Annotated in this window: 22 protein-coding genes and 1 pseudogene; 18 read left to right on the top strand and 5 right to left on the bottom strand. The window is 43.7% G+C overall.

The window, feature by feature from the left end; translation table 11 throughout:
- The first annotated feature begins 59 nt into the window (after nt 1-59).
- The 9 genes from PR766_RS01210 (at nt 60) to PR766_RS01170 (ending at nt 11,453) form a co-directional block, all read left to right on the top strand.
- Complete coding sequence (locus PR766_RS01210) at nt 60-3,437, top strand: ImcF-related family protein (RefSeq protein ID WP_154636410.1); 3,378 nt, start codon at nt 60-62, stop codon at nt 3,435-3,437.
- Nucleotides 3,438-3,457: 20 nt separating this feature from the next.
- Complete coding sequence (gene tssA, locus PR766_RS01205; protein ID WP_154636409.1) at nt 3,458-5,068, top strand: type VI secretion system protein TssA; 1,611 nt, start codon at nt 3,458-3,460, stop codon at nt 5,066-5,068.
- Between the two features lie 23 nt (nt 5,069-5,091).
- Nucleotides 5,092-6,843 (top strand): type VI secretion system baseplate subunit TssF, encoded by a 1,752-nt coding sequence (tssF, locus tag PR766_RS01200; RefSeq protein WP_154636408.1) that lies wholly within the window; start codon nt 5,092-5,094, stop codon nt 6,841-6,843.
- Nucleotides 6,819-7,910, top strand: coding sequence for a type VI secretion system baseplate subunit TssG (gene tssG, locus PR766_RS01195; RefSeq protein ID WP_006661400.1), 1,092 nt, complete (start codon nt 6,819-6,821; stop codon nt 7,908-7,910). Before tssF ends, tssG begins: the two co-directional genes overlap by 25 nt.
- 15 nt (nt 7,911-7,925) lie before the next feature.
- Entirely contained in the window at nt 7,926-8,465 is a 540-nt protein-coding gene (tssJ, locus tag PR766_RS01190; RefSeq protein WP_036966092.1) for a type VI secretion system lipoprotein TssJ, read from the top strand.
- Nucleotide 8,466: 1 nt separating this feature from the next.
- Complete coding sequence (gene tssE / locus PR766_RS01185) at nt 8,467-8,895, top strand: type VI secretion system baseplate subunit TssE (RefSeq protein ID WP_004912512.1); 429 nt, start codon at nt 8,467-8,469, stop codon at nt 8,893-8,895.
- A 23-nt stretch (nt 8,896-8,918) separates the two neighbouring features.
- A complete protein-coding gene (locus PR766_RS01180) occupies nt 8,919-10,265 on the top strand; it encodes a VasL domain-containing protein (protein ID WP_036966095.1) in 1,347 nt (448 codons plus the stop codon).
- Nucleotides 10,266-10,377: 112 nt separating this feature from the next.
- Nucleotides 10,378-11,055, top strand: a complete 678-nt coding sequence (locus tag PR766_RS01175; protein ID WP_006660395.1) for a DUF1345 domain-containing protein — start codon at nt 10,378-10,380, stop codon at nt 11,053-11,055.
- Nucleotides 11,056-11,192: 137 nt separating this feature from the next.
- Nucleotides 11,193-11,453: a DinI-like family protein gene (locus tag PR766_RS01170; RefSeq protein WP_006660394.1), complete on the top strand. Its 261-nt coding sequence runs from the start codon at nt 11,193-11,195 to the stop codon at nt 11,451-11,453.
- A gap of 197 nt (nt 11,454-11,650) precedes the next feature.
- Here PR766_RS01170 and PR766_RS01165 read toward each other — a convergent pair whose 3' ends face one another.
- Nucleotides 11,651-11,890, bottom strand: coding sequence for a hypothetical protein (locus tag PR766_RS01165; protein WP_036966099.1), 240 nt, complete (start codon nt 11,888-11,890; stop codon nt 11,651-11,653).
- Between the two features lie 161 nt (nt 11,891-12,051).
- On the opposite strand from PR766_RS01165, the gene PR766_RS01160 reads away from it, so the two are divergent.
- From PR766_RS01160 to PR766_RS01150, 3 genes are all read left to right on the top strand, one after another.
- On the top strand, nt 12,052-12,726 hold the full coding sequence (locus PR766_RS01160; protein WP_006660392.1) for a response regulator: 675 nt from the start codon (nt 12,052-12,054) through the stop codon (nt 12,724-12,726).
- Nucleotides 12,716-14,083 (top strand): sensor histidine kinase, encoded by a 1,368-nt coding sequence (locus PR766_RS01155; RefSeq protein ID WP_006660391.1) that lies wholly within the window; start codon nt 12,716-12,718, stop codon nt 14,081-14,083. The genes PR766_RS01160 and PR766_RS01155 overlap by 11 nt, the downstream gene beginning before the upstream one ends.
- Before the next feature lie 126 nt (nt 14,084-14,209).
- Complete coding sequence (locus PR766_RS01150) at nt 14,210-14,785, top strand: cysteine hydrolase family protein (protein ID WP_006660390.1); 576 nt, start codon at nt 14,210-14,212, stop codon at nt 14,783-14,785.
- A gap of 323 nt (nt 14,786-15,108) precedes the next feature.
- On the opposite strand, the gene PR766_RS01145 is transcribed toward PR766_RS01150, so the two are convergent.
- Entirely contained in the window at nt 15,109-15,630 is a 522-nt protein-coding gene (locus PR766_RS01145) for an anti-virulence regulator CigR family protein (protein WP_006660389.1), read from the bottom strand.
- A gap of 180 nt (nt 15,631-15,810) precedes the next feature.
- Between PR766_RS01145 and PR766_RS01140 the strand changes: the two genes are divergently transcribed.
- From PR766_RS01140 to PR766_RS01120, 5 genes and pseudogenes are all read left to right on the top strand, one after another.
- Complete coding sequence (locus tag PR766_RS01140; protein ID WP_154636407.1) at nt 15,811-17,061, top strand: mechanosensitive ion channel family protein; 1,251 nt, start codon at nt 15,811-15,813, stop codon at nt 17,059-17,061.
- Between the two features lie 308 nt (nt 17,062-17,369).
- Nucleotides 17,370-19,800: pseudogene (locus PR766_RS01135) on the top strand (DMSO/selenate family reductase complex A subunit).
- 11 nt (nt 19,801-19,811) lie between these two features.
- Entirely contained in the window at nt 19,812-20,429 is a 618-nt protein-coding gene (locus PR766_RS01130; RefSeq protein WP_006660386.1) for a DMSO/selenate family reductase complex B subunit, read from the top strand.
- Nucleotide 20,430: 1 nt separating this feature from the next.
- Nucleotides 20,431-21,207 carry a dimethyl sulfoxide reductase anchor subunit family protein gene (locus tag PR766_RS01125; protein ID WP_006661395.1) on the top strand — a complete coding sequence of 259 codons (777 nt, stop codon included), beginning with the start codon at nt 20,431-20,433 and terminating at the stop codon, nt 21,205-21,207.
- An 88-nt stretch (nt 21,208-21,295) separates the two neighbouring features.
- Nucleotides 21,296-21,895, top strand: a complete 600-nt coding sequence (locus tag PR766_RS01120) for a TorD/DmsD family molecular chaperone (protein WP_006660384.1) — start codon at nt 21,296-21,298, stop codon at nt 21,893-21,895.
- 77 nt (nt 21,896-21,972) lie between these two features.
- Here the strand turns inward: PR766_RS01120 and PR766_RS01115 are convergent, their stop codons facing one another.
- Entirely contained in the window at nt 21,973-22,515 is a 543-nt protein-coding gene (locus PR766_RS01115; RefSeq protein WP_154636406.1) for a DUF924 family protein, read from the bottom strand.
- Nucleotides 22,516-22,921: 406 nt separating this feature from the next.
- Between PR766_RS01115 and PR766_RS01110 the strand changes: the two genes are divergently transcribed.
- The gene (locus PR766_RS01110; RefSeq protein WP_006660382.1) at nt 22,922-23,191 is read left to right on the top strand and encodes a hypothetical protein; all 270 of its coding nucleotides are present in this window, start codon (nt 22,922-22,924) and stop codon (nt 23,189-23,191) included.
- A gap of 34 nt (nt 23,192-23,225) precedes the next feature.
- On the opposite strand, the gene PR766_RS01105 is transcribed toward PR766_RS01110, so the two are convergent.
- Nucleotides 23,226-24,968 (bottom strand): acetyl/propionyl/methylcrotonyl-CoA carboxylase subunit alpha, encoded by a 1,743-nt coding sequence (locus PR766_RS01105; protein ID WP_154636454.1) that lies wholly within the window; start codon nt 24,966-24,968, stop codon nt 23,226-23,228.
- On the bottom strand, nt 24,952-26,559 hold the full coding sequence (gene pxpB, locus PR766_RS01100; protein WP_154636405.1) for a 5-oxoprolinase subunit PxpB: 1,608 nt from the start codon (nt 26,557-26,559) through the stop codon (nt 24,952-24,954). The genes PR766_RS01105 and pxpB overlap by 17 nt, the downstream gene beginning before the upstream one ends.
- Between the last annotated feature and the right edge of the window lie 8 nt (nt 26,560-26,567).

Here is a 26,567-nt window from a genome sequence, read left to right as displayed (position 1 = left end):
TGCTTCATTACATTGAAACACATTAATTACTTTATTTTCATCGTATCTGGAGCCACGATATGAAATCTTATTTAATCTCCATACTAAAAAATTTAGAAAAACCATGGGTTATTCTATTAGTGTTATTCAGCATAGCTATAACCCTTGGCTTCATTCTTTATTTCTCACCAGAAATATTAGAAATTCAGCCTAATTCGGAAAAACAATATGATGCTTTGAATACCCTCGTATGGGTAACTGGTTTTATTGGCTTGGCTTCTATTATTGTTTTTACTGTTAGCCGCTGGATTGGTAAACAAGCTTATAGTGGTACAAAAAAAGCCTCAGATAATCTCATTAAAAATCATGATGACATAGAGAATGTTTTATTGTTAGAAGTCCTAAATACCCTAAAATCCCAATACGGCACTTTCTGGCATTCTAAAGTCTCCATTCAGCTCCTCCTCGGCTCCCACTCCGCTGTCGAAAAACTGGCTCCTAGCCTGACTCAAGAAATCTGGCAAGAGTGTGATGGCACACTACTCATCTACGGTGGTGATATCGGGAGTTCCATTGACTCTGAGCGACTAGAAACCCTCAAACAACTGCGCCGACGTCGTCCGCTCGATGGCGTGATTTGGGTGACAGAAAACAGCATTTCCTCCCAGCTTTTAGACAACAGCGTCACGTTCACTAACCTCAATACCGCAACAGCCCACAATGCAGGGCGTGCCATCCAAAACCTCTTCCAAGAATTAGGTTGGCGTGCGCCAGTTTGGGTATGGAGTGTCAGTGACCAACAGTCCCTCAGTGCGGTTGAAACGCCCTCTATTCTCTGCATGACAGAGCAAAATATGCCTGCCGAAGCGCTATCCCCTAGCTTATTAAGCCTGATCCCTGCTCTTGTGGTCAACGGAACCCAAGCGTTACTGCGTGAACAGAAACACACCTATCTACTCGCCTTAGCCCAATTTTTACAAAACGGGGGAAGCCAGCAGCTTGCGACCGCATTAGCGCCACTCAATACCCAATTACGTACGCTGCCTTTTTCCGGCATCGCATTTAGCCCTTCTATCAATCCGTTAAATCAGCAACGCTTGCCCAATAGTTGGCACCCTGATACCCGCTGGACAAGCTGGTTGAATGTACAATCTGAACTGGCATCCGGTTTACAGCCAGCCTCTTTAGGCTTTGACAAAAAACGTCTCGCTCAATATGGCGCTGCCACCGCCATGACCTTGTGGGGCGCAGGGATGATTGTCTCTTACCTTGCCAATCGCCAGCTCATCGAAGAGAGCTACCAAAGCGCGAACGTCGCCGCTAACAGCCAATTACCGGAAACTGAACGCCTCAAAGCCCAGTATGATTTTCAGCAAACCCTAGGCTTACTCAATCATCGCGAACAAAGCTCAGTGCCTTTCTGGCTTCATTTTGGTTTGGACAGTAATGAAGCGCTACTAACACGTTTGTGGCCACTGTACCAACAAACGGTATTACCGCCTTTGCGTGATACCCTCGCTCAACAATTGACTCAACAATTACAAGCCTATGCCCAGTTATCCCCTAACAGTGATGACCGTCGTCAAGCCACCCAAGGGGCGTATCAAAGCCTAAAAACCTACTTAATGATGAGTACCCCTGAGCGCATGGATCCGGCATTTTTTACTAATAGCGTGCTCACGACCCTCCCCGTCCCACAAGGAATGAACGAAGGCGAATGGCAAACCCTCGGCAAAGAATTACTCATGTTCTATGCCCAGCAGCTACCGAAGCACCCTGAATGGCAATTAACTGCGAACAATAACCTGATTAATCAAAGCCGTACCTTACTTATTCGACAAATTGGTCAACGCAGCGAAAGTGCTACGCTATATCAAGAAGTGTTACTACAAGCGCAGCATCAGTTCCCTGATATGACCTTAGATGATATGACGGGCGATACCGATGCCCGCTTTTTATTCACTACCGATGAGTTTGTGTCGGGTATTTTTACCCGCAAAGCGTGGGAAGAAGCGATTGAACCCGCCATTAAGAAAGTGGTGGAATCACGTCGCAATGAAATTGATTGGGTATTGAGTGATAGCCAGCATGAACTTAGCCAAGATATTTCGCCTGATGCACTTAAGCAGCAGCTTACTGAACGTTATTTTGCTGATTTTTCAGATAGCTGGTTAAATTTCTTAAACAGTTTGCAATGGCGTCATACTGAAAGCTTATCCGATACTATCGACCAATTATCTTTAATGAGCGATGTCCGCCAATCGCCTGTAATTGCACTAATGAATACCGTGGCTTATCAAGGGAAAACCGGACGTCAACAAGAAAAGCTCGCCGACTCCTTTATGAACTCCGCGAAAGACCTGCTTAATAAAGAACAGAAACCGGTCATTAGTCAGAAAGCCGATTTTACAGGTCCTCTTGAAGATATCTTTGCGCCTATCCTGAATTTTGTCGATCCACAAACCAACACTCAAGCCAGCGATAACCTCAGCTTGCAAGCCTATTTAACCCGCATTACTCGAGTAAGATTGAAACTTCAGCAAGTGGTCAATGCGCCCGACCCACAAGCCATGTCCCAAGACTTTGCCCAAAGTATTTTAGAAGGCAAAAATGTTGATTTTGCCCAAACAAAAGACATGGGAAGCCTGATTGCCGCAAGCTTTGGGCAAGAGTGGCAAAGCTTTGGTGACTCGCTACTCGTTGAGCCAATGACACAAGCTTGGCAACAATTACTCACGCCAACGGCTCAAGGGATCAATAGTGAGTGGCAAAATGCCATTGTCAATGAGTGGAACAGCGCCTTTGGCGGGCGCTACCCTTTGAAAGAGACTCAAAGTGACATTTCCTTACCGCTGATGGCGCAATATCTTCGCCCTGATAACGGGCGTATTCAACGTTTCTTAGAAACCCGTCTACAAGGCGTGTTACGCAAAGAAGGGAATCACTGGGTACCGAATAGTACGAATGCTCAAGGATTGCGTTTTAATCCTGCGTTTTTAAACGCATTAGATACTCTGACCGAATTAGGTGACGTTGCCTTCGCTAATGGTGAGGCTCGACTTTATTTCGAAATGCGCCCAGGAACCAGTAAACATGTTATGCAGACGATATTGGTGATCGATAAACAAAATCTCACTTACGATAACCAATTCCCTGAATGGCAGCGGTTTGTTTGGCCCGCGGATACGGTCGCGTCAGGGGCATCATTGACTTGGATGACGACATCATCAGGCACGCGACTCTATGCTGACCACCGTGGTGTTTGGGGATTAATCCGCTTACTTGAAGCCGCCCATGTTGCGCCTTATGCCGGAAGTACCAGCAGCTACACCGTCACATGGACTGCACCGGATGGTAATACCCTCAATTATCAGCTTCGTACCGAGATGGGACAAGGTCCGCTAGCATTATTGAAGCTACGCAACTTTGTCCTGCCTGAAAAAATCTTTTTGGATTAGCCATCGATAGGACATCACCTATGCCTTTATTAACTGCTTTGCGTACAGCCTGCTTTACTGGAAATCCGCTTGCCGCTAATCAATTAGTGGAGCAACAAGTCGTGTTATGGGAGCGCTGGTTATTACCCATTACGGCTGAAAACCCAGTTGGCGATGATCCCGGCTACGACGATGACTTCGAACGCATGAAAGAAGAAGTCAACAAGCTCTCAGGCTCAGATACTGAGCTGATCTGCGCTCTTGCCGAAAATTTGTTAACTAACGTATGTAAAGACGTACGTGTCATAACCTACTACATTTGGGCGCGCTTACATCGCGAAGGCGAAACAGGCTTAGCCGATGGGCTAGGGTTACTGGTTGGATTACTTCACCGTTACCACGACGAGCTGTTACCAAATCGTCCAAATAGCCGAAAATCTGTCATTGAATGGTTGGCGGGTCAACGGGTCATCGACAGCTTATCCCTTTATCCTGAAGTCGATAGCAATGAATTTGCACGCATCGTGGCACTACTTAGTGCCATTGTGGATGAATTTAGTGCATGGGATGAGCCAAACCGCCCAAATCTTGCGCCGTTACTGCGTGCATTAGAAAATCGCCTTGCACAATCTGGTGGTGCAGACAGTGTTGTTCCCCAAAATATTAAATCAGCCGAACATACATCCACGAAACAAACGTCATCTGGCATCAGTCCTATCGCACCGATTCAGTCGGGTCGAGAATTGCTTGACCAAGCCAAGGTACTCGCCAATTACTTACGTAATCAACCCAACGGCTGGTTATCGGGTCACAGGCTGATGACCTCCGTACGCTGGGATACGCTGCACCAATCCCCGCCACAAAATCAGCATGGATGCACTCGGTTAGCCCCTCCACGCTCAGATGCCAAAGCCCAACTCAAACGTTTATATCTGCAACAAAATTGGCTCGAACTCACCGAACAAGCGGATAGATTATTTGCAGAAGGCGTTAACCATTTTTGGCTTGATGTACAGTGGTATTTGCACCAAGCATTGAGTAAATCCCCAGCCCCATGGGATGGTTGGGCGGATGTGATTGCTTCTGATTTAAAACAGTTCTTACTCCGCTTACCGGGTTTAGAACATCTTGCTTGGGAAGATGGCACACCTTTCGCTGATGAAGTCACGTTAGCGTGGATTAAACAGCATATTCTGGAAGACAATATTCAGTCCCTCCATCACATGCCCGTTCAAGGTGCTGATGACGATGATAACAGTTCGATATTCGCATTAGAGCAAGAAGCGTTAACCCAAGCTGACACTGAAGGCGTTGAAACAGCATTGGCTTGGTTAATGTCACGACCGAATATCCAAACATCCCGTCAAAAATGGTTGCTGCAATTAGTGATGGCAAGAGTGGCTGAACAATTTTCTCGTCATGATTTGGCACTCAATTTACTTCGCGAATTAGACCGTAGCGCTGAACAGATGCGCCTTGCTGATTGGGAGCCGCATTCCCTATTTGAAGTTAAAGCTCGCCAGCTGCAACTGTTACGCGGCAAAGCACAGCGTAATACCCCTGATAAAGCTGATTTACATCACCAAATGTCTGAGTTACTGGCTCAGCTAACACGATTAGACCCTGTGCGAGCGTTAGTGCTCTATCCCTAAATTAATCAAAGAGAACCACACTAATGGATGATTTAACCCTTCGCTATTATGATGCGGAGATGCGATATCTGCGTGAAGCAGCAAAAGAGTTCGCTCAAGCTCACCCCGAACGTGCGGCATTATTAGATTTAGATAAAGCGGGCATCCCCGACCCTTTTGTTGAACGATTATTTGAAGGTTTTGCCTTCTCTATGGGGCAATTGCGCCAAAAAATTGATGATGATTTACCGGAATTAACGGAAGGTCTCGTTAGCCTCCTTTGGCCTCATTACTTACAAACCATTCCGTCACTGTCTGTGGTTGAGCTCGCACCGGATATTCACGACATGAAACTTTCATCCGTGCTCCCCGCTAATTTTGAAGTGCTTTCGCGTCCGGTTGGTCCTAAAAAAACCGTTTGCCGCTATCGAACAACACGAGATTTAACACTCAATCCCATTTCATTATCCTCGGTTAATTTAGCCACTGAGCCCGATGGGCGTTCCGTGATCCGCTTACGCTTCGATTGTGCGAAGCTCGCTGATTGGAAACAAACCGCGCTAGATACCCTCTCCTTTTATCTGGCTGGCGATGTCCCAACGACCTATGCATTGCACTTAGCACTGACTAAGCAAGTGGCTGCTACCTACATTCGCCTACCATCATCACCAGACCGAATTCGCTTACCTCTGTGGTTTTCTCCTGGTGGATTTGCCGAGGAAGATCAACTGTGGCCCAAAGGCGACAGTACCTTTAGTGGCTACCAGTTACTGCTCGAGTATTTTTCTTTTCGTGAAAAGTTTCTCTTCGTCAATTTACAAGGACTTGGAGAAATCAATTTACCTGAAGGGTTAAGTCATTTTGAACTGGAAATTGTGCTTGATACGCTTTGGGACAGTGACATTCCGTTAAGCGCTGACAATGTAAAGCTGCACAGTGTTCCCGTCATTAATTTATTTAATATTGAGGCGGATCCGCTCACTGTTAACGGGTTAGAAAGTGAGTATCTGCTGCGCCCTCGACGCCTACAAGACGGGCATACCGAAATCTATGCAGTAGACACAGTTCATGGCACACGCCGCGGTGAACATATTCACTATGTCCCCTTTAGCAGTTTTCGCCATCGCGGCGGTATGTTGCGCCGCAGTGCACCAGAACACTACTACCACACTCGCGTTAAGCGTGGTGTCAGCGGGTTGCATGATACGTGGCTAATTTTGGGCGGAGAACGCGAACAGCCGACCGCCACTCTGGAAAGTGAAACCTTATCGTTGCAATTAACCGGCACGAACGGGCAACTTCCGCGCAAAGCGCTACAAAGCACTTTGCTGGACAGAACGGAAGAAACCTTGCAGACACAACTGCGGGTTCGTAATTTATGTAAACCGACTCTGCCTTGCTACCCTCCCGCTGAAGACAGATTTCATTGGCGCGTACTCAGTCATCTTGGCGCCAGCTTCCTCAATATGATGGACAACGTAGAGGTATTGCGCGGCACATTAGCGCTCTATGACTGGCGAGAAGATGATTTAAACAGCCGCAAACTCGATGCCATGATCCACGTTGAACAGCATCTTATCGAACGCTTCGAAAAAGGCTTTTTACAGCGCGGTATTGCCATCGATATCACCCTTGATAGCAGCGGATTTAACGGTGAAGGCGACATCCACTTATTTGGTGAAATGCTCAACCGCTTTTTTGCCCTCTATACCGACGTGCATCTTTTTAACCAATTGACTCTCCATATTTTACCAACAGGAAAAAGCCTCACATGGACAGAGAATCATCCTCAGTAAATCAGCTTTTTGATGCGCTAGGGGAGCGTCTACCACGGGTTAACTTCTATCGGTTTTGCCAACTAATAGAACAGAGTAATAAACAGCGCCCACCCCTTGGCAGCACCCAAGACCCGAAAACAGATGTTATCCGGTTTCGTCCCCATCGAGGGATGGGTTTTCCTGTCACCGAAATTAAAGGCATAGACATTGAAGACCGCTACCGAGATAGCAATACGCCCAGTATTCGAACGACCTTTTTAGGGCTATATGGCGTCACTTCACCACTACCGACAAGCTATCTCGATGATATCGCTCAACGACGTGAAGGCACCGAATCTCTGACGGATTTTTTAGATATTTTTAATCATCGGCTCACGACACAGTTTTACCGTATTTGGCGAAAATACTCCTACCCAGCGACCTTTTCCGCGGGTGGTGAAGATGAAACTTCCCAGTATTTATATGGATTAATTGGCTTAGGGATCCCCGGCACAGCTCAACATGTACAAGCCCCCTTATCCCGATTTTTAGCGTTATTGGGCACGCTACGTTTTCCGACTCGTACCGCCGAAGGCGTTATCTCATTAGTCAAATTACTCGCACCTGATACCCACGTTAAAATCAAACCCCATGATCCAAGGCGCATCGAACAAACGCGCCAAACCGGATTATCCTGCAAAACGCCCATCACCTTAATGAATAAACCCGTTTTAGGTCAGTATGCGACTGATGTTAATAGCCAAATTTTGATTGTCTTACAAACCAATAACCTTGAGGAAGCCCGCAACTGGTTACCGGATGGATTGCTGTATCAAGATTTAATGGCGCTGTTGCATGTTTACCTAGGCTCAAGAGTCAATGCCCGTCTTTGTCTCAAATTACCCAGAAAATTACTCCCTAACGCAACGTTAAGCACGCAATCTCACCAAGGTGTTCAACTGGGGCGTACCGCCGCGATGGGCGCATTAACCCCTAATGCCCCTCACCGAGAACACATTATTACCTTAAATTTAGGGCGCTATCAGCGATTATCGGCAACATCACACTCTATGCCGCCCTCACATTATGCTAATTATCGATTCTAATTCTGGGACTCTCCGATGAAACACATCCCTTTATTGCCATTTTGCGGCAAAACATTGGTGCTTCTGGCAACATTAAACCTCACAGGATGCGGGCTCACTCAAATGGTCAGCGATGGCACTCGCAGTGCAGCAAACGCGATATTTTATAAACAGGTGAAAGTCGTCCACCTTGATTTTGTCGCGCGTGAAGCATTAAACACCGATGATACAGGCGCATCCTTATCCACCATCATTCGCGTCTACCAATTAAAGGACAGTGAAAGCTTTGATGAGAGCGATTACGCTTCTTTATTTGCAAAAGATAGCCAAGTGCTTAAGCCTTCCATCGTGACACAGAAAGATTTACGCATTCGTCCAGGAGAATCTATTTCGCTTGATATGCCTCTTGAAGATGGTGCAGAATTCGTTGCTATCGCTGTAATGTTCCATCATCCCGACCTTATCACTGATGACTGGCGTGTTGTGATCCCCAAAAAACGGTTATTACCGGATGACCCGCGCTTGCTCACTCTCGCAGATAACTCCATGACCTTAAAACCACTTGGAGAAAAATAGCATGTCCCAACCTTCGTTATATGAAATGTTGACGGGGTATTTTGCGGGAGGATTGGATATCGATGCTATCCCTGAACATGACCAAGTGATGGTGTCAGTGATGGACAATATTCGCCGTATTCTTAATGCCAGAGCAGGTAGCATCGAACACCTTCCCGATTATGGACTACCTGATATGAGTAAAATGATCCAAGGGCTTCCTGGCACCGCTCACAATATGATGACCATTTTATCGGCAACATTGCTCAAGTATGAGCCCCGCATCAAATCACTCTCTTTAGTGTTGTTACCGCAAAACAGCTTTGGAGCACTCCATTACGCCCTTGAAGTTGAGTTGCACGAACAAGGTTTGATTCGTTATGGCACAGAGTTTATGCCAGATGGGCGCATTCTCGTACATCATCTAAAAAAACAATTCGATACGATTTAAACCGACGATAGCGTGAGACGACTATGAATCCTGATTTAAATACATTACGCCTTGGTGGCGACCCGAGAACACTCGCTGATTTTGCTGCCTTGAAAGACGAATTAAACAAACGCTTTCACCCCGCCCGCCCTGATGTAGACTGGGCGCGTGCCCATGGGCTTTGTTTGTCTTTATTCAACCAAAATGGGGCAGATTTGCAAACTTGCGCATGGTTTACTCTGATCCGCCAACATCAAAATGGCATCATGGGATTAAACGAAGGCTTGTCTTTGCTCCAACATTTACTGAGCCGCCACTGGCAAGGACTTTGGCCACAACAGACTCACGCTCGCGTCGAAATTCTCGCCACATTGAGCCAACAATTAATGACGGGATTACGTGCTCACGCGCCCGTTTATGCTGACCTTCCAGCACTTTACCAAACTGAAACCACGCTGAGCCAAATTGGTCAACAGTTGCAAACATTAGAACTCAAGCACCTGACACAGCTAGAGCGCTTACAAAATTTACTCGCCTCTCAGGCAAGGCAATTAGAAAGCATAGATGTGCCAGATAGCGGTTTTATCCCACCAACTCCGCTACAACTTCCGAAAACATCACCATCGACGTTTCGGGCGCATACCGCAGCAACCCCAATATCCATAAAAGCCAATGCCACGATCAGTGCACCTCCCTCATCCAAACCGTCTTATCGTAAAGGGCTGTGTGTGGGATTAGCTTGGGGGATTGTTCTCACCGGTGCACTTTGCGCAGGCACCTTATATGTGCTTCATCCACAAATCAATAACCATGTTTTAGCGCAAGCACTGCCACAATTACCTGAATTTACACCCAATATTGCCTCGATTATTGAGCAACAATTACAACCCAATTCCGCCCAACCGAGTAGTTTCTCGCCCGAAAAACTCAATATGATCGATAATTACCTTGTGGAATTGGAATCAGTTTCCCCGATTTGGTCTCAGCAATATGGGCTTAGCATGGTAGGTTACCTCACCAAGCAATATGGTGAACGGCAAGAAGTCAGCGCATTTAACGATAAATGGCAGCAAAATATGCAAATTAACGCGTTATCTAACGATAAATTGCAACAATGGTCTGAAGGAATGGCAGAGTTAAATAATCTCAGTACGCGCTTAGACAGTCTCGATGGTAAACCTCGCAGCTATATCACGGGGTCTGAATTAAAAACCATTATTTTCAATGCCCGCCAGCATTTCCACCAAAGTGTGCCACTAGAAGAAGAATTACGTCGACTCGAACAACTTCAAGCCAAAGGAACGGTGGCTGAATCCGAATATCAGCGCATTGACAACCATTTTAAGCAATTACTTAATCGCTATGCGCTGATAAAGCAAAGTCAAAAATAGAATTAATTATTTTTATTCACTAAATTATGGAGCACCTTATTCGTGCTCCATTTTTTTTCGGTGATATACTCGTTTTTAATTAACGTGATGATTATTTTTCAAGGAATATCCCATGCTTCGCTATGCTGCTCGTATCACCCATCTGCTACGTCATGCATTTCATTCTCGACCGCGCTTTTTGGTCTCGCTTATTGTTGCTTTTATCACCTTCTTTGCCCTATTTAATACACAAAATCTGATTATTAATTTAATTATCAGTTGGAACGCATTTGCATGGTGCTATTTACTGTTCCTGTTCCAGCGGATTATTAGCAATAATGTTAAAGACATTCGTAAGCTCACGAAAATTGAAGATGAAAGCGCTCGTATGGTGATATTTTTCTTGATGTCGGGTTGCTGTGTGAGTTTATTAGCGCTGTTTTTTGCCTTGGGAGGGCATAGTGATATCCCGAAATCCGATAAAATCTACTCTTACATTTTAACGGCTTCCACACTGATATCCTCATGGTTGTTATTACCGACAGGCTTTACCATGCACTATGCTCATTTGTATTACAGCAACAATGAAAATGAAAAACCGTGGTTAATTTTTCCTGATAAGATTACCCAGCCAAGCTATTCAGATTTTATGTATTTTTCATTTACGATTGCCGTCGCTTCGCAAACCGCAGATGTAGAAGTTGCCTCGACACCTATGCGTCGCGCTGTATTATTGCAATCGATCATTTCATTTATCTTTAATATGGCGATTTTAGGGTTATGTATTAATATTTCTGCTAGCTTTTTTTAGGCGGCAGATTCACTGCCTCGAAATAAAAACATTTAGCCGACAGTCAGAATAAAAAAATATTCATGGAGGATATTGACAAGGTCTCCATATAGATCTAAAAATACTGTATATTAATACAGTCTTTAGTAGAGGCTATTATGTTACGCATCGAAGTGTTATTTGATAAAAATTCACCACAAAAACCAAGTGGCTTAGTGCTACAGGCATTAGAATCTGAGATTCTACGCAAGCTACAGTCACAATACCCTGATATGGTTACTCGTGTAGGCTTTAGCTCTCAGCAAGCCATTAATATTTCAGGCACAAAAATTGCGGATGATAAATTACGCATTGAAGAAATTTTAGAAGAAATTTGGATGGATGACGGCTGGCTACCGGAAACAAATACCGATGATTAGCTGAACAGAAAGAAATGGAAGAAGGTCCAGTGATAGCTCTTCCATTTCTCAATTTGTTATTTTTTGATTTAATCTGAATCACTTTCTGTATTGTAAAAAACGATCAAGCCCCCCACTCACACTATTTTCTGTCTACTCTAGAATAGTGCGAAGTACTTGAAATATCCCCATCCCCCATCTACTCACCGGTAAAATCATTAATAGAGTTTTTGTCGAAGATAGGATTTAATCTTGGTGACAGGGTTACGCTTCGCTTTACTTATTTCAAGCACCCGCGCTTCCGCTAAACAGGTCTTAGTCTCAGTGCATAATGAAACTTCATTTAACTTTGTATGGTTAAATGTCATTTTTGGCTTATTAAAATTTTCCCCCATAAACACCATGGCGATAAAAATAATCACGATAAATAGAGGCACTTCAATATAAACTTGTTTCATGGTAAAGGCTCTTGTTATGGTTGTTGATGCTATATTATTCGTTTTACGTTTTCATACCTTAAAATTTGGTTAAACCAACCTTAAGGGATACTTAAGGCGACAAATATCCGAGTTGCTGGGTGGAAGCAGTCTGCTTATACTCCGCACCAGAGGGAGTAAATATGAATGTTTTATTGGTAGAAGATGATCTTCAGTTGGGAAAAGCGTTATGTCGAGGGCTAGAACTAGCGGGTTTTAATCCTTGCTGGGTTAGATTATTGGCTGATGCTAAACAACAATTACAGTCTCGTAATTTTGATGTCATGTTATTAGACCTCGGTTTACCTGATGGAGACGGTCAAGACGAGCTCATTGCATGGCGCCAATCAGGGGAATCAATACCTATTATTATTCTTACTGCTCGCAACAAAATGGATAACTTAGTAACGAGTTTAGATTCAGGTGCTGATGACTTTTTAACAAAACCATTTGAAATGCCAGAGCTAATTTCTCGGGTCAAAGCTATCAGTCGTCGTATGGCTGGCTTTTCATCTGAAATTTGGCAATTAGATAATCTGCAACTAAATCCGTTAAACCACCAAGTCACTTTAGATGGTCAATTATTATTACTTTCCGGTAAAGAATATTTGCTGCTGTATGAATTAATTAAAAATGCGGATAATGTCGTCCGAAAAACAGATTTAGAGCAACGTTTATTTGGTTTAGACGATGTGGAGAGTAATTCCCTTGAAGTCCACATTCATAATTTACGCCGCAAAATTGGTAAAGACCGAATTATTACTATCCGCGGTATTGGTTATTTATTAAAAAAAGAAGCGCAATCTAGTGAAGATTAAATCCTTTCTTGTTTACACATTTGGTATTCAGGTTGGCGCAGTCATCTTTTTATGGCTGCTGTTAGTCGGCTGGTTGCAATTTTTTTACCTGCCTGATTTAGTCAATGATGATGAATTTAACCAACAACAGCAAATTGTCACGCAAGGTATCGCCCGTACATTAGGCACGGTTTCAGACACGCCTGAATATTTCGATAAACTCGCCGTTATTTTGCAAAAAATGTATACCGATGCGATGGAAAACGGCATTGATACCAGCTATAAGCCCTACATGGTCGTCAGAGATCCCAAGGGACATGTGTTATATCGAAATAGTGAAAAAATATCTGACCCTTCATTAAAATCCGTAGAACAACTCACAAATCAATATAAGGATTGGCATTTTACTTCCGCATGGGATGACGACCACTCCCTCGAAGTTGTCATTGCGGAATCCTACCTTGAACGTCGAAAATTAATTGGAAACCCCGCCGAAGAAACCGCAATTCCTCTCGCCTTTATTCTGGGAATAATGCTAATTGCTATCTTAATTACTGCCTATTTTAGTATTCGTCCAATCAAACAAGTCGCCAAAGTTATTTCTTCGCGTCAGCCTGGAAATTTAACGGCGATAGAAATGAAAGACGTACATAAAGAAACACGACCTATTATTTCCGCTATAAACCAATTAATGGCACGAGTCGATGCGGCGAATTTGCGGGAAAAGCGCTTTATGGCAGATGCGGCTCATGAACTGCGCACCCCCATAGCGGCAGTGACTGCACAATTACACCTGTTAATGAATATTGATAACCCCAAAGAGAAAGCTGAAATTATTAATGATATGAAGGAAACACTCACGCGTGCAGCGTCCTTATCTCATCAATTAATTGACCTTGCACGCTTAGAAGCGGAAGATTTTTCAATACGTAAAGAACAGGTTGATTTACCGATGTTGATCAGTAATTTGATTTCATCCCATATCCCGTACGCACTCAATAAACATATTGATGTTGAATTATCGAGCCCAGAATCTTTTTATGTCGACACCGATAAATTAGCGCTCAGTAATGTGTTTACTAATTTACTTGAAAATGCGATTAAATATTCGCCTGAAAAAGCTAAAATAAAAGTAACGCTGAAAGATATCACGCCTTTTGGTGCCACAATTACAATTCAAGATAATGGTCGCGGCATTCCAAAAGAGAGTCATGAACATCTATTTTCTCGTTTTTATCGCGTTCCTGGAACATTAGAAACAGGCAGCGGCTTAGGATTATCTATTGCCTATAATTTAGCATCAAAAATTGGTGCAACATTAAAAGTGACCGAGGGATTAGAAAATAAAGGAATTGGATTTATTATTGATTTACCTTAATTGAATAAATGGGCTTAAATAATATCCTTATTTAAAATAATGTTATTTAGTTAACATCCCTTACTCAGAATAAATATTACAATCCCCTTTTTACGTTAAATTACTTAGCCGCAAAAAGGGGCGATAATGTCACACGCACTCATCATCATTGATCTTATTAACGATATTGTTGGCAAAAATGGATTATCCAACAGTAGTTACCCGCAAGTTACTTCACGAAAAATAGTAGAAAAAGCCAATCAAGTCGCGAGCTACGCGCGCAACCAGCGTATTCCTGTAATTTGGATTAAGGTCGGATTTAGCGATAATTATCAAGATATTCCTTTAGGCTCTCCGTTATTTCAACATGCAAAGCAAGTCGGTGCCTTGAAATTAAGTGGACACGGATGTAGCTGGGTCGATGAATTAGAAGTTCACATGCATGACCGCGTCATGATTAAAAAAGGTGTTTCCGCTTTTGCTGGAAATAAACTGCACCAATGGCTGTATGACAATGGCATTACCCACCTTCATTTTGGCGGCGTCAGTTCCATGATGGCAATTCAAAGTAGCGTGAGACAAGCCCATGACTTAGGGTATTTTTGCCATGTACTGGAAGATTTATGTGCCGCAGCAACGCTGGAATTACACGAACAGAGTATGCAAGCCTTAACAAATTTAGCGACGATTTCATCAAGTAAAACGTTCATGCAAACCAAATAGTCAAACTGATGAACATGGATGTAAACAATAATTTACAATCATCGTATTAAAAATTAGTTTAATATTTAAAATATCTTTTGGTCGATTATTGACTTTGATCAATAAAAAACTAGAATGCTCCTACGTGATCAAGATCACACATTAATATTCGGAGCGAACATGAAAAGCATCAAAGAATTTTTCGTTAACCTGCAAGAAGTTGTTGAATTACTGTCTAAACGTTTTATGTAATTTGCTTTAAACCATAGTCAATCAAACCTTTCATTTACCTCATTCAAGTATTTGCAAATTTTTTGCTAACGGCCTTTTTTAAGGCCGTTTTTTTATTCAAAAACATTTTCAATAATTTCCGCCACTATCGCGGTTTTCATCGCAACAAGCAGCAAATCCTTTCCACTCATCCGCCACTCATAGCCTGAATATTTTGGTAAACAAGCGCTAAATGAGGCTGGTAATGCTTTTTTAGCAATTCCCGGTGGTAATGGCTTACCTCTGCGAATTTGTTTTTCAATCCCAGGCGGAAGCCCTTGATATCCCACCAGCCCATAGTTGATGGCAACGGGACGAACATCGCCAAAATTGATATTAATACTCACCAGCGAGTTATCGTAACGACTGGCGTATTTTGCCGTATCACAGTGATATTTTTTACCTTTGTGTTTATGCTTCTTATGATGCTTATGGTGATGATCATCATGTTCATAATAATAACCGCCTCTGTGATGACCATTCCCTTCGTCCCCTTGATGATTCGAAGCATGAGACAATAACGGTACACACATCAGTGCTGGCAGTAAGAAAAACTGCAAAATAAACGATTTTTTAGCGCTTTTATCAGGATACATTTTATTGTGAATTCCTAACCATGTAGAGTCATCAAACCATATGTCTTCCCTTCTAGCCCAACAATAAGAAATAACTCATTCACAGTAATGTTATGTAAATGTTAGTAATTTCAGCCAAACTTAAGTCCTATTTGCTTATACTGGGGCGTCATTTATGGATAACGCAATAAAGGAGAATTTATGCAGCAGCAACTGCTCGACTGGGCTCGCCAGTTTAATCAAGACTATGCCACTCTCGCCTCTCTCTTAATGGTCCTTGGGTTGATACTGATTGTCGCCCTTATTTTGCACTTGTTTCTCCACAAGATACTGCTGCCTAGCATTGAAAAACGGGGGCGAAAAGCGGGTTCTGGTTGGCAACATCAACTCACGCAATACAATTTATTTAACCGCATTGCCTTTATTATTCAGGGTATTGTGGTCAATATACAATCCACCTTGTGGCTATCTTCTGGTTCCACGCCACAGATGGTGTTAAATGTGGCCTCTCAAGCATGGTGTTTACTCTTTGGCTTGTTAACCATTTATTCCATCTTAGATATCACATTAGGCATATTACAAAGAGCGGCGAAAACAGCGCATCTTCCTCTGCGTGGCATTTTTCAAAGTATCAAACTAATCGCTACCGTCTTAATTTCTATTATGATCATCGCACTACTGATCGGAAAATCTCCGTTGATTATCCTCAGTGGTTTAGGGGCAATGACTGCTGTGATGATGTTGGTGTTTAAAGATCCTATCATGGGGTTAGTTGCAGGTATCCAGCTTTCTGCGAACAACATGGTCAACATTGGTGACTGGCTAGAAATGCCTAAATATGGGGCCGATGGTGCAGTCATTGATATTGGGCTCACTACCGTTAAGGTCCGTAATTGGGATAATACTGTCACAACTATCCCAACGTATGCATTAATTTCAGATTCATTCAAAAACTGGAAAGGGATGACAGAATCTGGAGGGCGAAGAATTAAACGTAGTCTGCGTATCGATGCCAATAGCATTCATTTCTTACAGCCTGAAGAGATAAAAAACCTTGAAAAGGCAAACTTGCTTGAGCCTTATCTCGATCAGAAAGTCTCTGAAATTCAGGTCTATAACTCTGCATTGCCTGAAGATAAAGCGACTCCACTTAACCAACGCCGTCTAACGAATATCGGGACATTCCGAGCTTACGTTGAGGCGTATTTACGTGCGCACCCACAGATTCACAAAAATATGACCATCATGGTTCGTCAACTTGAATCAGACTCAAATGGTATTCCTATTGAAATCTACGCATTCACAAATACCACGGTTTGGTTGGAATATGAGCGTATTCAATCGGATATTTTTGACCATATTTTTTCGATTCTTCCTCAGTTCAATCTACACATACATCAATCACCTACCGGTAATGATGTTCGATTCCTCAGTCATTCAACAATTAAATAACTCATCATAGGTAACTTATAAATACTACTTAATGATTAGTGAACTTAGTCAGCATACCCAGAGGGGGAAACCCCTCTAATTCTAGCCAATCCTACTCTATCATTATATATTTTAGAATATAACGATTGATAATAAAAACAAAACAAAATGGACCTTATCATCAAAAAAATCCCTTATAAATTATATAAATAAAAATATTTACCCTGATTTTTTCAAGGATATTGTTGATGCATATCATGTTAGTAAGTAGAGATTTTTCCTAACATATTGAACATACCTAATACGTTATTTACATATAGGCAATGTCAATGCATAAAAATAAAACAAATACTCAATTCGCAGAACTGAGCAGGAGGGAGTTTCTTCAGACCTCCGCAACCGTAGCGGGTGCAGCCGCTATTGCAGGCTCAATCACTCTGCCTTTTGCTGCTCAAGCAAAAACACCAGCCATCATGCCAGATGAAGTCAGTGAAAAAATCAGCTATAGCGCTTGCTTAGTGAACTGTGGGAGCCGTTGTCCTCTTAAAGTTCATGTTAAAGATGGCGTCATCAGCCGCATATCCAATGAAACCATGTATGACGATTCAACACTGGGAGAACACCAAATTCGCCCTTGTTTACGTGGTCGTTCTGTTCGCTGGAAAACGTATAATCCAGACCGCTTAAAATACCCAATGGTGCGTGTAGGTAAACGTGGCGAAGGTAAATTCAAAAAAATCAGCTGGGATGAGGCGACCACCATCATTGCTGAAAAACTGAAATACACCATCGATAAATACGGTAGCGATGCGATTTACTATCAATATGGTTCCGGTTCAACGGGCGCCAATTTACACGGTCGTGCTGCCTGCAAACGCCTGCTCAGTTTAACTGGCGGGTTTTTAGGCGACTACGGCACTTACTCCTACGCACAATTAATGGAAATTACCCCTTATGTGTACGGTAGTGTCGAAGAGTCTTATTTATCTGAAATTCAAAACTCTGATCTTGTTGTCATGTTTGGCCACAACTTGGCTGAAACCCGTATGTCCGGTGGCGGTCAGTTTTATGAAACCTTGAATGCACTAGATAAGAGTAAAGCGAAAGTCATTATCATCGACCCACGTCGTACCGACAGCGTCACGACACTGGGTGCTGAGTGGATCCCTATTTATCCAGGTACTGATGCCGCATTAGTGGCAGCACTGGGTTATGTGATGATCCAAGAAGGTTTAACTGACGAAGAGTTCCTGAAAAATTATTGTGTGGGCTGGGATGAATCAACCCTACCTGCTTCGGCGCCACGTAATGCTTCGTACAAAGATTATATTTTAGGTCATGGTCCATGATGGCATTGCCAAAACCCCTGAGTGGGCAAGTAAATTAACGGGTATCTCTGTTTCTCGCATTATTCAGTTAGCCCGTGAAATTGGTAACGCTCAACATGCGTGGATTTCTCAAGGTTGGGGTTTACAACGTACTGAAAATGGTGAGCAAGCGTGTCGTTCAATCATGATGCTGCCAATTATGTCTGGTAATATTGGGCGTTCCGGTACTAACACTGGTTTATGGGGAAACAGTTATGCTTACCCTGTCGCTGGATTCGGTTTACCAAATCCAGTAAAAGCCCTGATCCCAACCTACATGTGGTCTGAAGCGATTGTTCGCGGAAAAGAGTTAACGGCGGAAAATGCCGGAATTAAAGGCGTTGATAAACTGAATAATGACATCAAATTTATGTGGTGTTATTCCAGTAACGTCATTGGTAACCAACATGGTGACCTGAATAAAACCCATGAAATTCTGTCCGACGAATCTAAATGTGAGTTTATTCTTGTTTGGGATAACCATGATACCCCATCGGCAAAATATGCTGATTTACTCTTACCTGATGTGACCACTGTCGAAACTAACGATTTAATCAATAACTCCTACGCGAGTGGGGCTTACCACTATCTGGTTCGCCTACAAAATGCCATTGAACCACTGTGGGAAAACCGTCCAAACTACGATGTATTAGTCGAAATCGCCGAGAAAATGGGCGTTAAAGACCAATTCACTGAAGGACGTACTTACGAAGAATGGATTGAGTTTTGCTACAACAAAACTCGCGAAAAAATGCCTCACCTGCCAGAATTTAGTGAAACTGATGGTGCGGGAATTATTGATCGTAAATTCCTTAATAGTGCCGAAAACGTTGCACTGAAAAACTTCCGTGATGACCCAGTGAATAACCCACTGAAAACACCATCTGGAAAAATCGAAATTTACTCCGAAAAACTGGCTGAACGTGTGAAAAACTGGGAATTACCAGAAGGGCAGCGTATTCCAGCAATTCCTGAATATTGTGTGAATAGAGAAGGCGTTGAGGCTCAAGCTGCGCAGAAGAAACACTCATTATTAATGACCGGTTTCCATGACAAAGGGCATGTCCACTCAACCTATTACAATGTGGCTATGCTACGCGAAGCCATTCCACATCAATTCTGGCTCAACCCAATTGATGCACAAGAACGCGGCTTGAAAAACGGCGATTTAGCTGAAATTTTCAATGATCGTGGGCGTATTCAGATTAAAGTCAAAGTGACTGAGCGCGTCTTACCCGGTGTGATTGCGGTTCCTCAAGGTGCATGGCGCACATTGAATACCGAAGGTTTAGATGTTGGTGGTTGTATCAACACCCTAACCTCCCATGTTCCTTCTCCACTGGCGAAAGGCACACCACAACATACTAACCTTGTTGAAGTCAAACGCGCTTAAGGAGTTAATTGATGAAACAGTATGGCTTTTATTTTGACTCCACAAAATGCACTGGCTGTAAAACTTGTCAGGTCAGCTGTAAGGATGAAAAAGATTTAGATTTAGGTCCTAAATTCCGTCGAGTGTACGAATTTGGGGGAGGTAGCTGGCAGAAACAAGATGGTATTTGGCAACAAAACGTCTATAGCTACTATTTGTCTATATCTTGTAATCACTGCTCCAATCCAACCTGTGTAGAGGGCTGCCCAACAGGTGCTATGCACAAACGTGCTGAAGATGGTTTAGTGGTTGTTGACCAATCTATCTGTGTAGGTTGTCGATATTGTGAACTGCGCTGCCCATACGGTGCACCACAGTTTGACGAAAAGAAAAAATTGATGAGCAAATGCGACGGCTGTTATGAGCGTGTCGCCAAAGGAATGAAACCTGTTTGTGTAGAGTCTTGCCCGCAGCGTGCTTTAGACTTCGATGACATTACAGTTTTACGCGAGTTACATGGTAGCGAATGTGGTATTGCACCTATGCCAGATCCAAGCCTGACTAACCCGAATATCGTCATCAAGCCACACAAAGATGCGAAGCCATCTGGTGATAAAAGTGGCGAATTGAAAAACCCTGCGGAGGTCTAATATGCATGAGTTACCACTGGTTTTCTTTACCGTTTTAGGGCAATCCGCAGCAGGTTTATTTCTGTTAGCGTATATTGCGAAAAAAATGGGTTCAATCGATGATAACCAACTGAAAACTGCCAATATTATTGGATTTATCATTGTTATGATTGGTTTGGGTATTGGTGCATTGCACGTTGGTCAACCACTACGTTTCTTCAATATGTTGTTAGGCGTCGGTCGTTCGCCAATGAGCAATGAAGCTTTCTTAAGTGGTGTCTTTGTTGGTTGTGCGGCTGCAACACTATTTTTCACTCACTTTGTCAAACAAGCGGCACTGCGTGAGCTATCAAACATTGCGGCAGTAATTTCTGGTTTAGCCTTCGTGTGGTCAATTCCGCAGGTGTATAACATTGCAACCATTGCCAATTGGGATACCCAATTTACTACACTGCAAATGTGGACCACTCTGTTTGTTGGTGGTGGCGCATTGGCAATGGCGATTGGAGCTCGAGGCTTAGGGCTGACCTCTTTCTTAGTGGGAACCTTTGCTATCTTTGCCAGCCGTGCAAGCTACCAAGCATTTCTAGGGGAAACGGCTCCAGCGTTAAGTGCTGAACAAACGGGTTTTTGGGGCTTCCAAGTCATTGTACTGGCCATTGCATTAGCCGCATTTGTTGGATTTGCGATTAAACAGCGTTCACCGAAAGTGCCATTACTGACCTGTGCTGCTGCCGTCTTACTTGCAGAACTTTCTGGTCGTATTGCCTTTTATAACCTGTGGCAAATCACCATGTAAGGTGCTATAACCCCAGATTATCATTAATAACTTAAGAGCCTGAATTCAGGCTCTTTGTTTTCAATAGAGCATTGTTTACAGGTACACCATGCACACTATCGATACAACCCTTTTTCGTATTTTAGGGGCCATGTTTTACTACTCCCCTGAAACACCTACGTTCCAGACTTTACAGCCTGTATTAAGAGAGATCCCTGCCCTTGATTCATGGGATGAGCCGGAACAACTCACAGCGATTTGTGAAGCATTAAGCACCATTCCAGCCACCTATCTCACCTACGACTTTTCGATTCTTTTTGAAGGTCAAGGCGCGATGCCAGCACCACCTTGGGGATCAGTTTATCTGTCTCATGATAATACCGTTATGGGTGATTCCACCCGTGCCTACCGTCAATTTTTAATGGCTCATGGTTTAGTGACCGATACCGGGCTGCGGGAACCGGAAGATCAATTTGGACTGATGTTAATGGCAATTTCAGCCCTTGCGGAACAAGGGCAAGATGATGCGATAGTGGAATTATTAGAGCAACATTTATTACCTTGGGCGGGGCGCTATTTAACGTTGGTCCAACAAACCCAAACCGAGCATGACTTTTACCCTCAACTGGCAAGAATTGCCGAGGCGTATTTAACTCGCTTACAGATACAGTTGGGCTTACACCCAGCAGCCGCAGAGCTCTTTCGTTAATACACGCAGTATTCGGGCGTCGTCGTCATCAAATGAGTTTGCTTAATTAATAGCAAACTCATTGATAGTAAAGAAAATTAGAATGATGAGTTTGGCTGTTGTAAAAAAGCAATCTCTTCCGCTGTTGAAGGACGACCAAGTATCTCATTACGATGTGGATAACGCCCAAATTTATCGATAATCGCCTTATGCCGCATTTCATAATCCAAGGTATTATCATCACCCAGCATGCGGAATAACTCGACGGCTTGTAGGTGGATAAAGCTCGATTCTGAATGCATAAACGGCATAAGAATAAATTTTCGCTGGGTTAACGTCAGCAGGTGATAATCTGGCTGCTTAATCGCCTCTTGAGCTAATGCAAGCGCCATCGGGTCTTGGGCAAATGTCCTTGGGGTATCACGCCATAAATTACGCGAAAATTGGTCAAGAATAATAATTTCCGCTAAGCGCCCACGAATAGACACGCGCCAATAAGCCAGTTCCCCTTTCGCCGCCTGTTCACTGAGCACAGTAAACCGCTTTGCGATAGTTAAATCGAATTTCTCGTTTTTCTCAAACCACTGTTTTGGGGTCGATTCTTCGAACCAAAATGAAAGCACTTCTTCCATGGCATTCATAAGTTACCTATTTATATTATTCTTGCGATTATTATTACGTTGTCTGGTTCATCGTAGATAAAAATCGTAAAAATTGACAGGATGGAGATCTGAAAACATAAATTTGCAGATAAAAATTTTGTTATTTGCGAGCTAGCCCAAAAATAACCCTCACATCCCGCGCTTTTTTCTCATTTTCCCACGGCTAAGATTAATATTCTTTTTTTGATGGCTTTAAACTTCTCTTCATAATCATTGTTTGTTGTTTAATGTGAATTTAAATTTATCTATCGTATGAATACATACATTTATCTAATCCAATGTTAGAATTTGACTTATATTTTGTAGACAAAACGAACGTTCTTTCATGTAGAACGTGTTGATTTTGCATCTTGGGTGTACTTCATTGTGTGGGAAGGCAAGATAAATGGCAGGACATATGGTACTTATTGGTTGGGCTTTGTGGGTCAGTCCTTGTGGCTCTGATTCATGTGATGCATTACCTGTGACCGAAACCATTTTTACCCAAGAACAATGCATGAGCCGAAAATCTTATTTAGAGGCTAAGCGCCCTAATTTGTTTTTCTTGTGTGGTGAGGTCTACCGCGATAGCGATGAAATTGCGAAAGAAGAAAAAAGCGTGATCCCCGCACCAAATCCACCACTGCGAGGCTTACCGGAACGTAAGCCACGCTGAGGTTAAGGTGGCTTTTGCCACCTACCGTTACTGACTAATTAATCTCCGCAATTTTACTCTCTGCGTTGATAAAATCCCCTTGATTAGCTGCATATTTTAGCTGTCCTGAACGATGAGCGACCACTTGAACTTCCATCTTCATGGCTTCCATCACACCAATCACATCACCTTCTGTCACCTTATTTCCTTGAGGAACTAACCAATTGAACAATACCCCCGAAATAGGTGCATTCACATGGTTTGGGTTGCTTTCAATAGCGTGTAATGTTTGATGGGTAGCGTTTTGATTCACTGCCATTCCTGCAAACAGTTGTGCGGGTAACCCCAATTCACACCGTTTTCCATCAATCTCTATAAATGTTCGAGTTAATTCCTGCTCAGATTGAGGTAGCTGGCGTTTCGCCGGTGGGATAGCTACGCTAAACTCTGTTTCAATCCAACGCGTATGCACGTTAAATTGTTCGCAAAAATCAGCTTGTTCCATAACCGCACGATGGAAAGGCAACACCGAGGCAACGCCTTCTATCTTAAATTCTGCTAATGCACGGCGGGCACGTGAAATAGCCTGTTCACGGGTTTGCCCAACGACGATTAATTTAGCCATTAAAGAGTCAAAAGTACCGGGAATGGTTTTACCTGCGGCAACACCACTGTCAACACGGATACCCGGTCCTGATGGCGCATCAAATCGTAACAGAGTACCCGGGGTCGGTAAGAAACCGTTACCTGCATCTTCTGCGTTGATACGAAACTCAAAAGCATGCCCTCGCGGTTTCGGTGTTTCTTGGATACTCAACGGCAAACCTTCGGCAATACGTAATTGTTCAACCACCAAATCAATGCCAGCGGTCTCTTCCGTAACCGGATGCTCAACTTGTAAACGCGTGTTGACTTCTAAAAATGACAGCATCCCTTCTTGGCTTAATAAGAATTCCACCGTTCCAGCGCCCACATACCCGGCTTTTTGACAAATGTCTGTTGAAGCGCGGATAATTTGTTGTTCGATATCGCGGGATAAAAACGGTGCAGGAGACTCCTCCACCAGCTTTTGGTTCCGACGTTGTAACGAGCAATCTCGAGTTCCCACCACCACTACATTGCCGTGAGTGTCTGCAATAACTTGCGCTTCAATATGACGAGGATTGTGCAAAAATTGCTCAATAAAACATTCACCACGACCAAATGCAGCCGTCGCTTCGCGCACCGCTGAGTGGTATAACTCTTCAACTTCATGCATGTGCCATGCGACTTTTAACCCACGCCCACCACCGCCAAAGGCGGCTTTAATGGCAATCGGTAATCCATGCTGATCCGCAAATTGCACCACTTCTTGGGCGGTCTCAACGGGGTCCGGAGTCCCAACAACTAACGGTGCGCCAACCTGTAAAGCAATATGGCGAGCTTGGACCTTATCCCCCAAAATATCGATACTTTCAGGGCTTGGACCAATCCAAATGAGACCCGCGTTCTGCACTGCGCGGGCAAACTCAGCCCGCTCAGACAGAAAACCATACCCCGGGTGCACCATTGTAGCCCCTGATTTTTTCGCAACCTCAATCAGTTTTTCAATATTTAAGTAGCTCTGAGCGGGTGAATTTCCCCCCAGCCCATAGGCTTCATCGGCCATGCTGACATGCAATGCATCAATGTCGCTATCGGCATACACCGCGACAGATGTAAACCCGTAATCACGGCACGCGCGAATAATACGCACCGCTATCTCGCCACGATTGGCAATCAATACCTTATGTTGGTTTTTTTTATTGTTGGTATTCATAAGCTTCATGACTCCCTTCAAGTTGATAAAATTCACGTAATGGATTAAAGCGGATTTTGCCGTTCACTGGAATTTGCCCAGCTAAATCCAAATGATAGTCACACACTGAGCCAATCACCGGATACCCCCCAGTGAGTGGATGGTCATTTAAAAATAAAACTGGCTGTCCGTTGGCGGGAACTTGGATAGCGCCAATGCAAGTGCCTTCGCTTGGTAACTCTTGCAATTGTTGACGGCTTAATGGCGTTTCCCCCATAAGGCGTAATCCAATGCGATTCGAAGCTGCAGTCACCTGCCAAACTTGTTGACGCAATAATGCCGCTGCCTGCTCCGTAAACCAGTCGGTTCTTGGTCCCATGATAACGTCGAGTACAACCTCATCATCTGCAGTGGGATATTCAAACGCGGGTGTTTCCGTAAGAGATATCGCGCGATGATTATTTTTTTGATGAATCGAGAGAGATTGCCCAACCATGATGGGCGCCGGCCCGACTTGCGCTAACGTATCAAATGAGCAGCTTTCTAAAACTGGTGTAACAGCGAAACCGCCGCGCACTGAAAAATAACTCCGGACACCTTTAGTAGGAGCGCCTAATTGAATTACATCCCCTTTGGCAAGGTGAATAGGACAATACGTTGCTGAGACATAAACGAGTCCTTCTTCGGTTGTCACCGTGATTGGACATTCTGCGCCCGTGATGCCGACAAGCACATCGCTATTCGCTCGCACTTTTAATCCGCCTTGGGTGACCTCAAGCACTGTCGATTGCGTATCGTTTCCAACAAGTCGATTGGCACTGTATAATGCCGACTTATCCATCGCGCCTGATTCCGAAATACCTAACGCTGATTGCCCAATGCGCCCACGATCTTGAAACAATGTCTGTAACCCTGTGGCAAGCACCGTGAGATCATAAGTTTGCGTATTTTCTCTCGGTTTGATTTGAGGCTGCTCAGGTAAGCTATAACTCACTGCATGCTTACTTTGATCGATAAAATTCACTCGATAACCCGCTTGTAAAAGGGCAGGCTCAGAACGATTGATATCCCACACAGCCAAATCTGTTCTACCAATCAGCTGCCAGCCCCCAGGGCTTGCCTGCGGATAAACACTGCTGAATTCCCCCGCCAATGCTACCGACCCCGCGGGAATACGCACACGAGGAGATTGACGACGCGGCACATGCAGTTGTGCTTGCGTCGAAACCATATAACCAAAACCTGGAGCAAAACCGCTGAATGCAACGAGATATTCGCTTTCCGTATGGCGACGGATCACTTCCTCAATGGTGATCCCCAAGTACTCAGCAACTTCTGGTAAATCCTCTCCCGTATAATGCACAGGAATAGTGACCAATTTCCCTGCTTGAGACGCTATACACTCAATATTACGCTGAGAGATTTGCTGAACTATGGCAGTGATATTTTCGCGCGCGGGGTTATAGCGCACTAATACCGTACGTGCTGCAGGGGTAATTTCCTCAATGCCTTTAATTGGCTGACGAGTTAATGAATCGGTCAGTGCCATGGTCTGTTCAAGGCTTTGCAGCTCAACCATAAAGGCGCTTAAATTAACAGGTAGAAAACGCATAAGCACCT

Origin of the sequence: Providencia sp. PROV208, from assembly GCF_028479465.1 — a bacterium.
GTDB classification, from domain to species: Bacteria; Pseudomonadota; Gammaproteobacteria; order Enterobacterales; family Enterobacteriaceae; genus Providencia; species Providencia alcalifaciens.
The sequence above is the reverse complement of the archived record's forward strand: the minus strand, read 5'-3'. Positions and strand labels throughout refer to the sequence as shown.

Coding starts and splice junctions, on each gene's coding strand:
- PR766_RS01210 (WP_154636410.1), top strand. CDS start 60: ATGAAATCTTATTTAATCTCCATACTAAAAAATTTAGAAAAACCATGG.
- PR766_RS01140 (WP_154636407.1), top strand. CDS start 15,811: ATGCAGCAGCAACTGCTCGACTGGGCTCGCCAGTTTAATCAAGACTAT.
- tssA (WP_154636409.1), top strand. CDS start 3,458: ATGCCTTTATTAACTGCTTTGCGTACAGCCTGCTTTACTGGAAATCCG.
- PR766_RS01165 (WP_036966099.1), bottom strand. CDS start 11,890: ATGAAACAAGTTTATATTGAAGTGCCTCTATTTATCGTGATTATTTTT.
- PR766_RS01105 (WP_154636454.1), bottom strand. CDS start 24,968: ATGAATACCAACAATAAAAAAAACCAACATAAGGTATTGATTGCCAAT.
- PR766_RS01160 (WP_006660392.1), top strand. CDS start 12,052: ATGAATGTTTTATTGGTAGAAGATGATCTTCAGTTGGGAAAAGCGTTA.
- tssF (WP_154636408.1), top strand. CDS start 5,092: ATGGATGATTTAACCCTTCGCTATTATGATGCGGAGATGCGATATCTG.
- tssG (WP_006661400.1), top strand. CDS start 6,819: ATGGACAGAGAATCATCCTCAGTAAATCAGCTTTTTGATGCGCTAGGG.
- pxpB (WP_154636405.1), bottom strand. CDS start 26,559: ATGCGTTTTCTACCTGTTAATTTAAGCGCCTTTATGGTTGAGCTGCAA.
- PR766_RS01150 (WP_006660390.1), top strand. CDS start 14,210: ATGTCACACGCACTCATCATCATTGATCTTATTAACGATATTGTTGGC.
- PR766_RS01145 (WP_006660389.1), bottom strand. CDS start 15,630: ATGTATCCTGATAAAAGCGCTAAAAAATCGTTTATTTTGCAGTTTTTC.
- PR766_RS01180 (WP_036966095.1), top strand. CDS start 8,919: ATGAATCCTGATTTAAATACATTACGCCTTGGTGGCGACCCGAGAACA.
- tssE (WP_004912512.1), top strand. CDS start 8,467: ATGTCCCAACCTTCGTTATATGAAATGTTGACGGGGTATTTTGCGGGA.
- PR766_RS01120 (WP_006660384.1), top strand. CDS start 21,296: ATGCACACTATCGATACAACCCTTTTTCGTATTTTAGGGGCCATGTTT.
- PR766_RS01110 (WP_006660382.1), top strand. CDS start 22,922: ATGGCAGGACATATGGTACTTATTGGTTGGGCTTTGTGGGTCAGTCCT.
- PR766_RS01175 (WP_006660395.1), top strand. CDS start 10,378: ATGCTTCGCTATGCTGCTCGTATCACCCATCTGCTACGTCATGCATTT.
- PR766_RS01115 (WP_154636406.1), bottom strand. CDS start 22,515: ATGAATGCCATGGAAGAAGTGCTTTCATTTTGGTTCGAAGAATCGACC.
- PR766_RS01130 (WP_006660386.1), top strand. CDS start 19,812: ATGAAACAGTATGGCTTTTATTTTGACTCCACAAAATGCACTGGCTGT.
- PR766_RS01170 (WP_006660394.1), top strand. CDS start 11,193: ATGTTACGCATCGAAGTGTTATTTGATAAAAATTCACCACAAAAACCA.
- PR766_RS01125 (WP_006661395.1), top strand. CDS start 20,431: ATGCATGAGTTACCACTGGTTTTCTTTACCGTTTTAGGGCAATCCGCA.
- tssJ (WP_036966092.1), top strand. CDS start 7,926: ATGAAACACATCCCTTTATTGCCATTTTGCGGCAAAACATTGGTGCTT.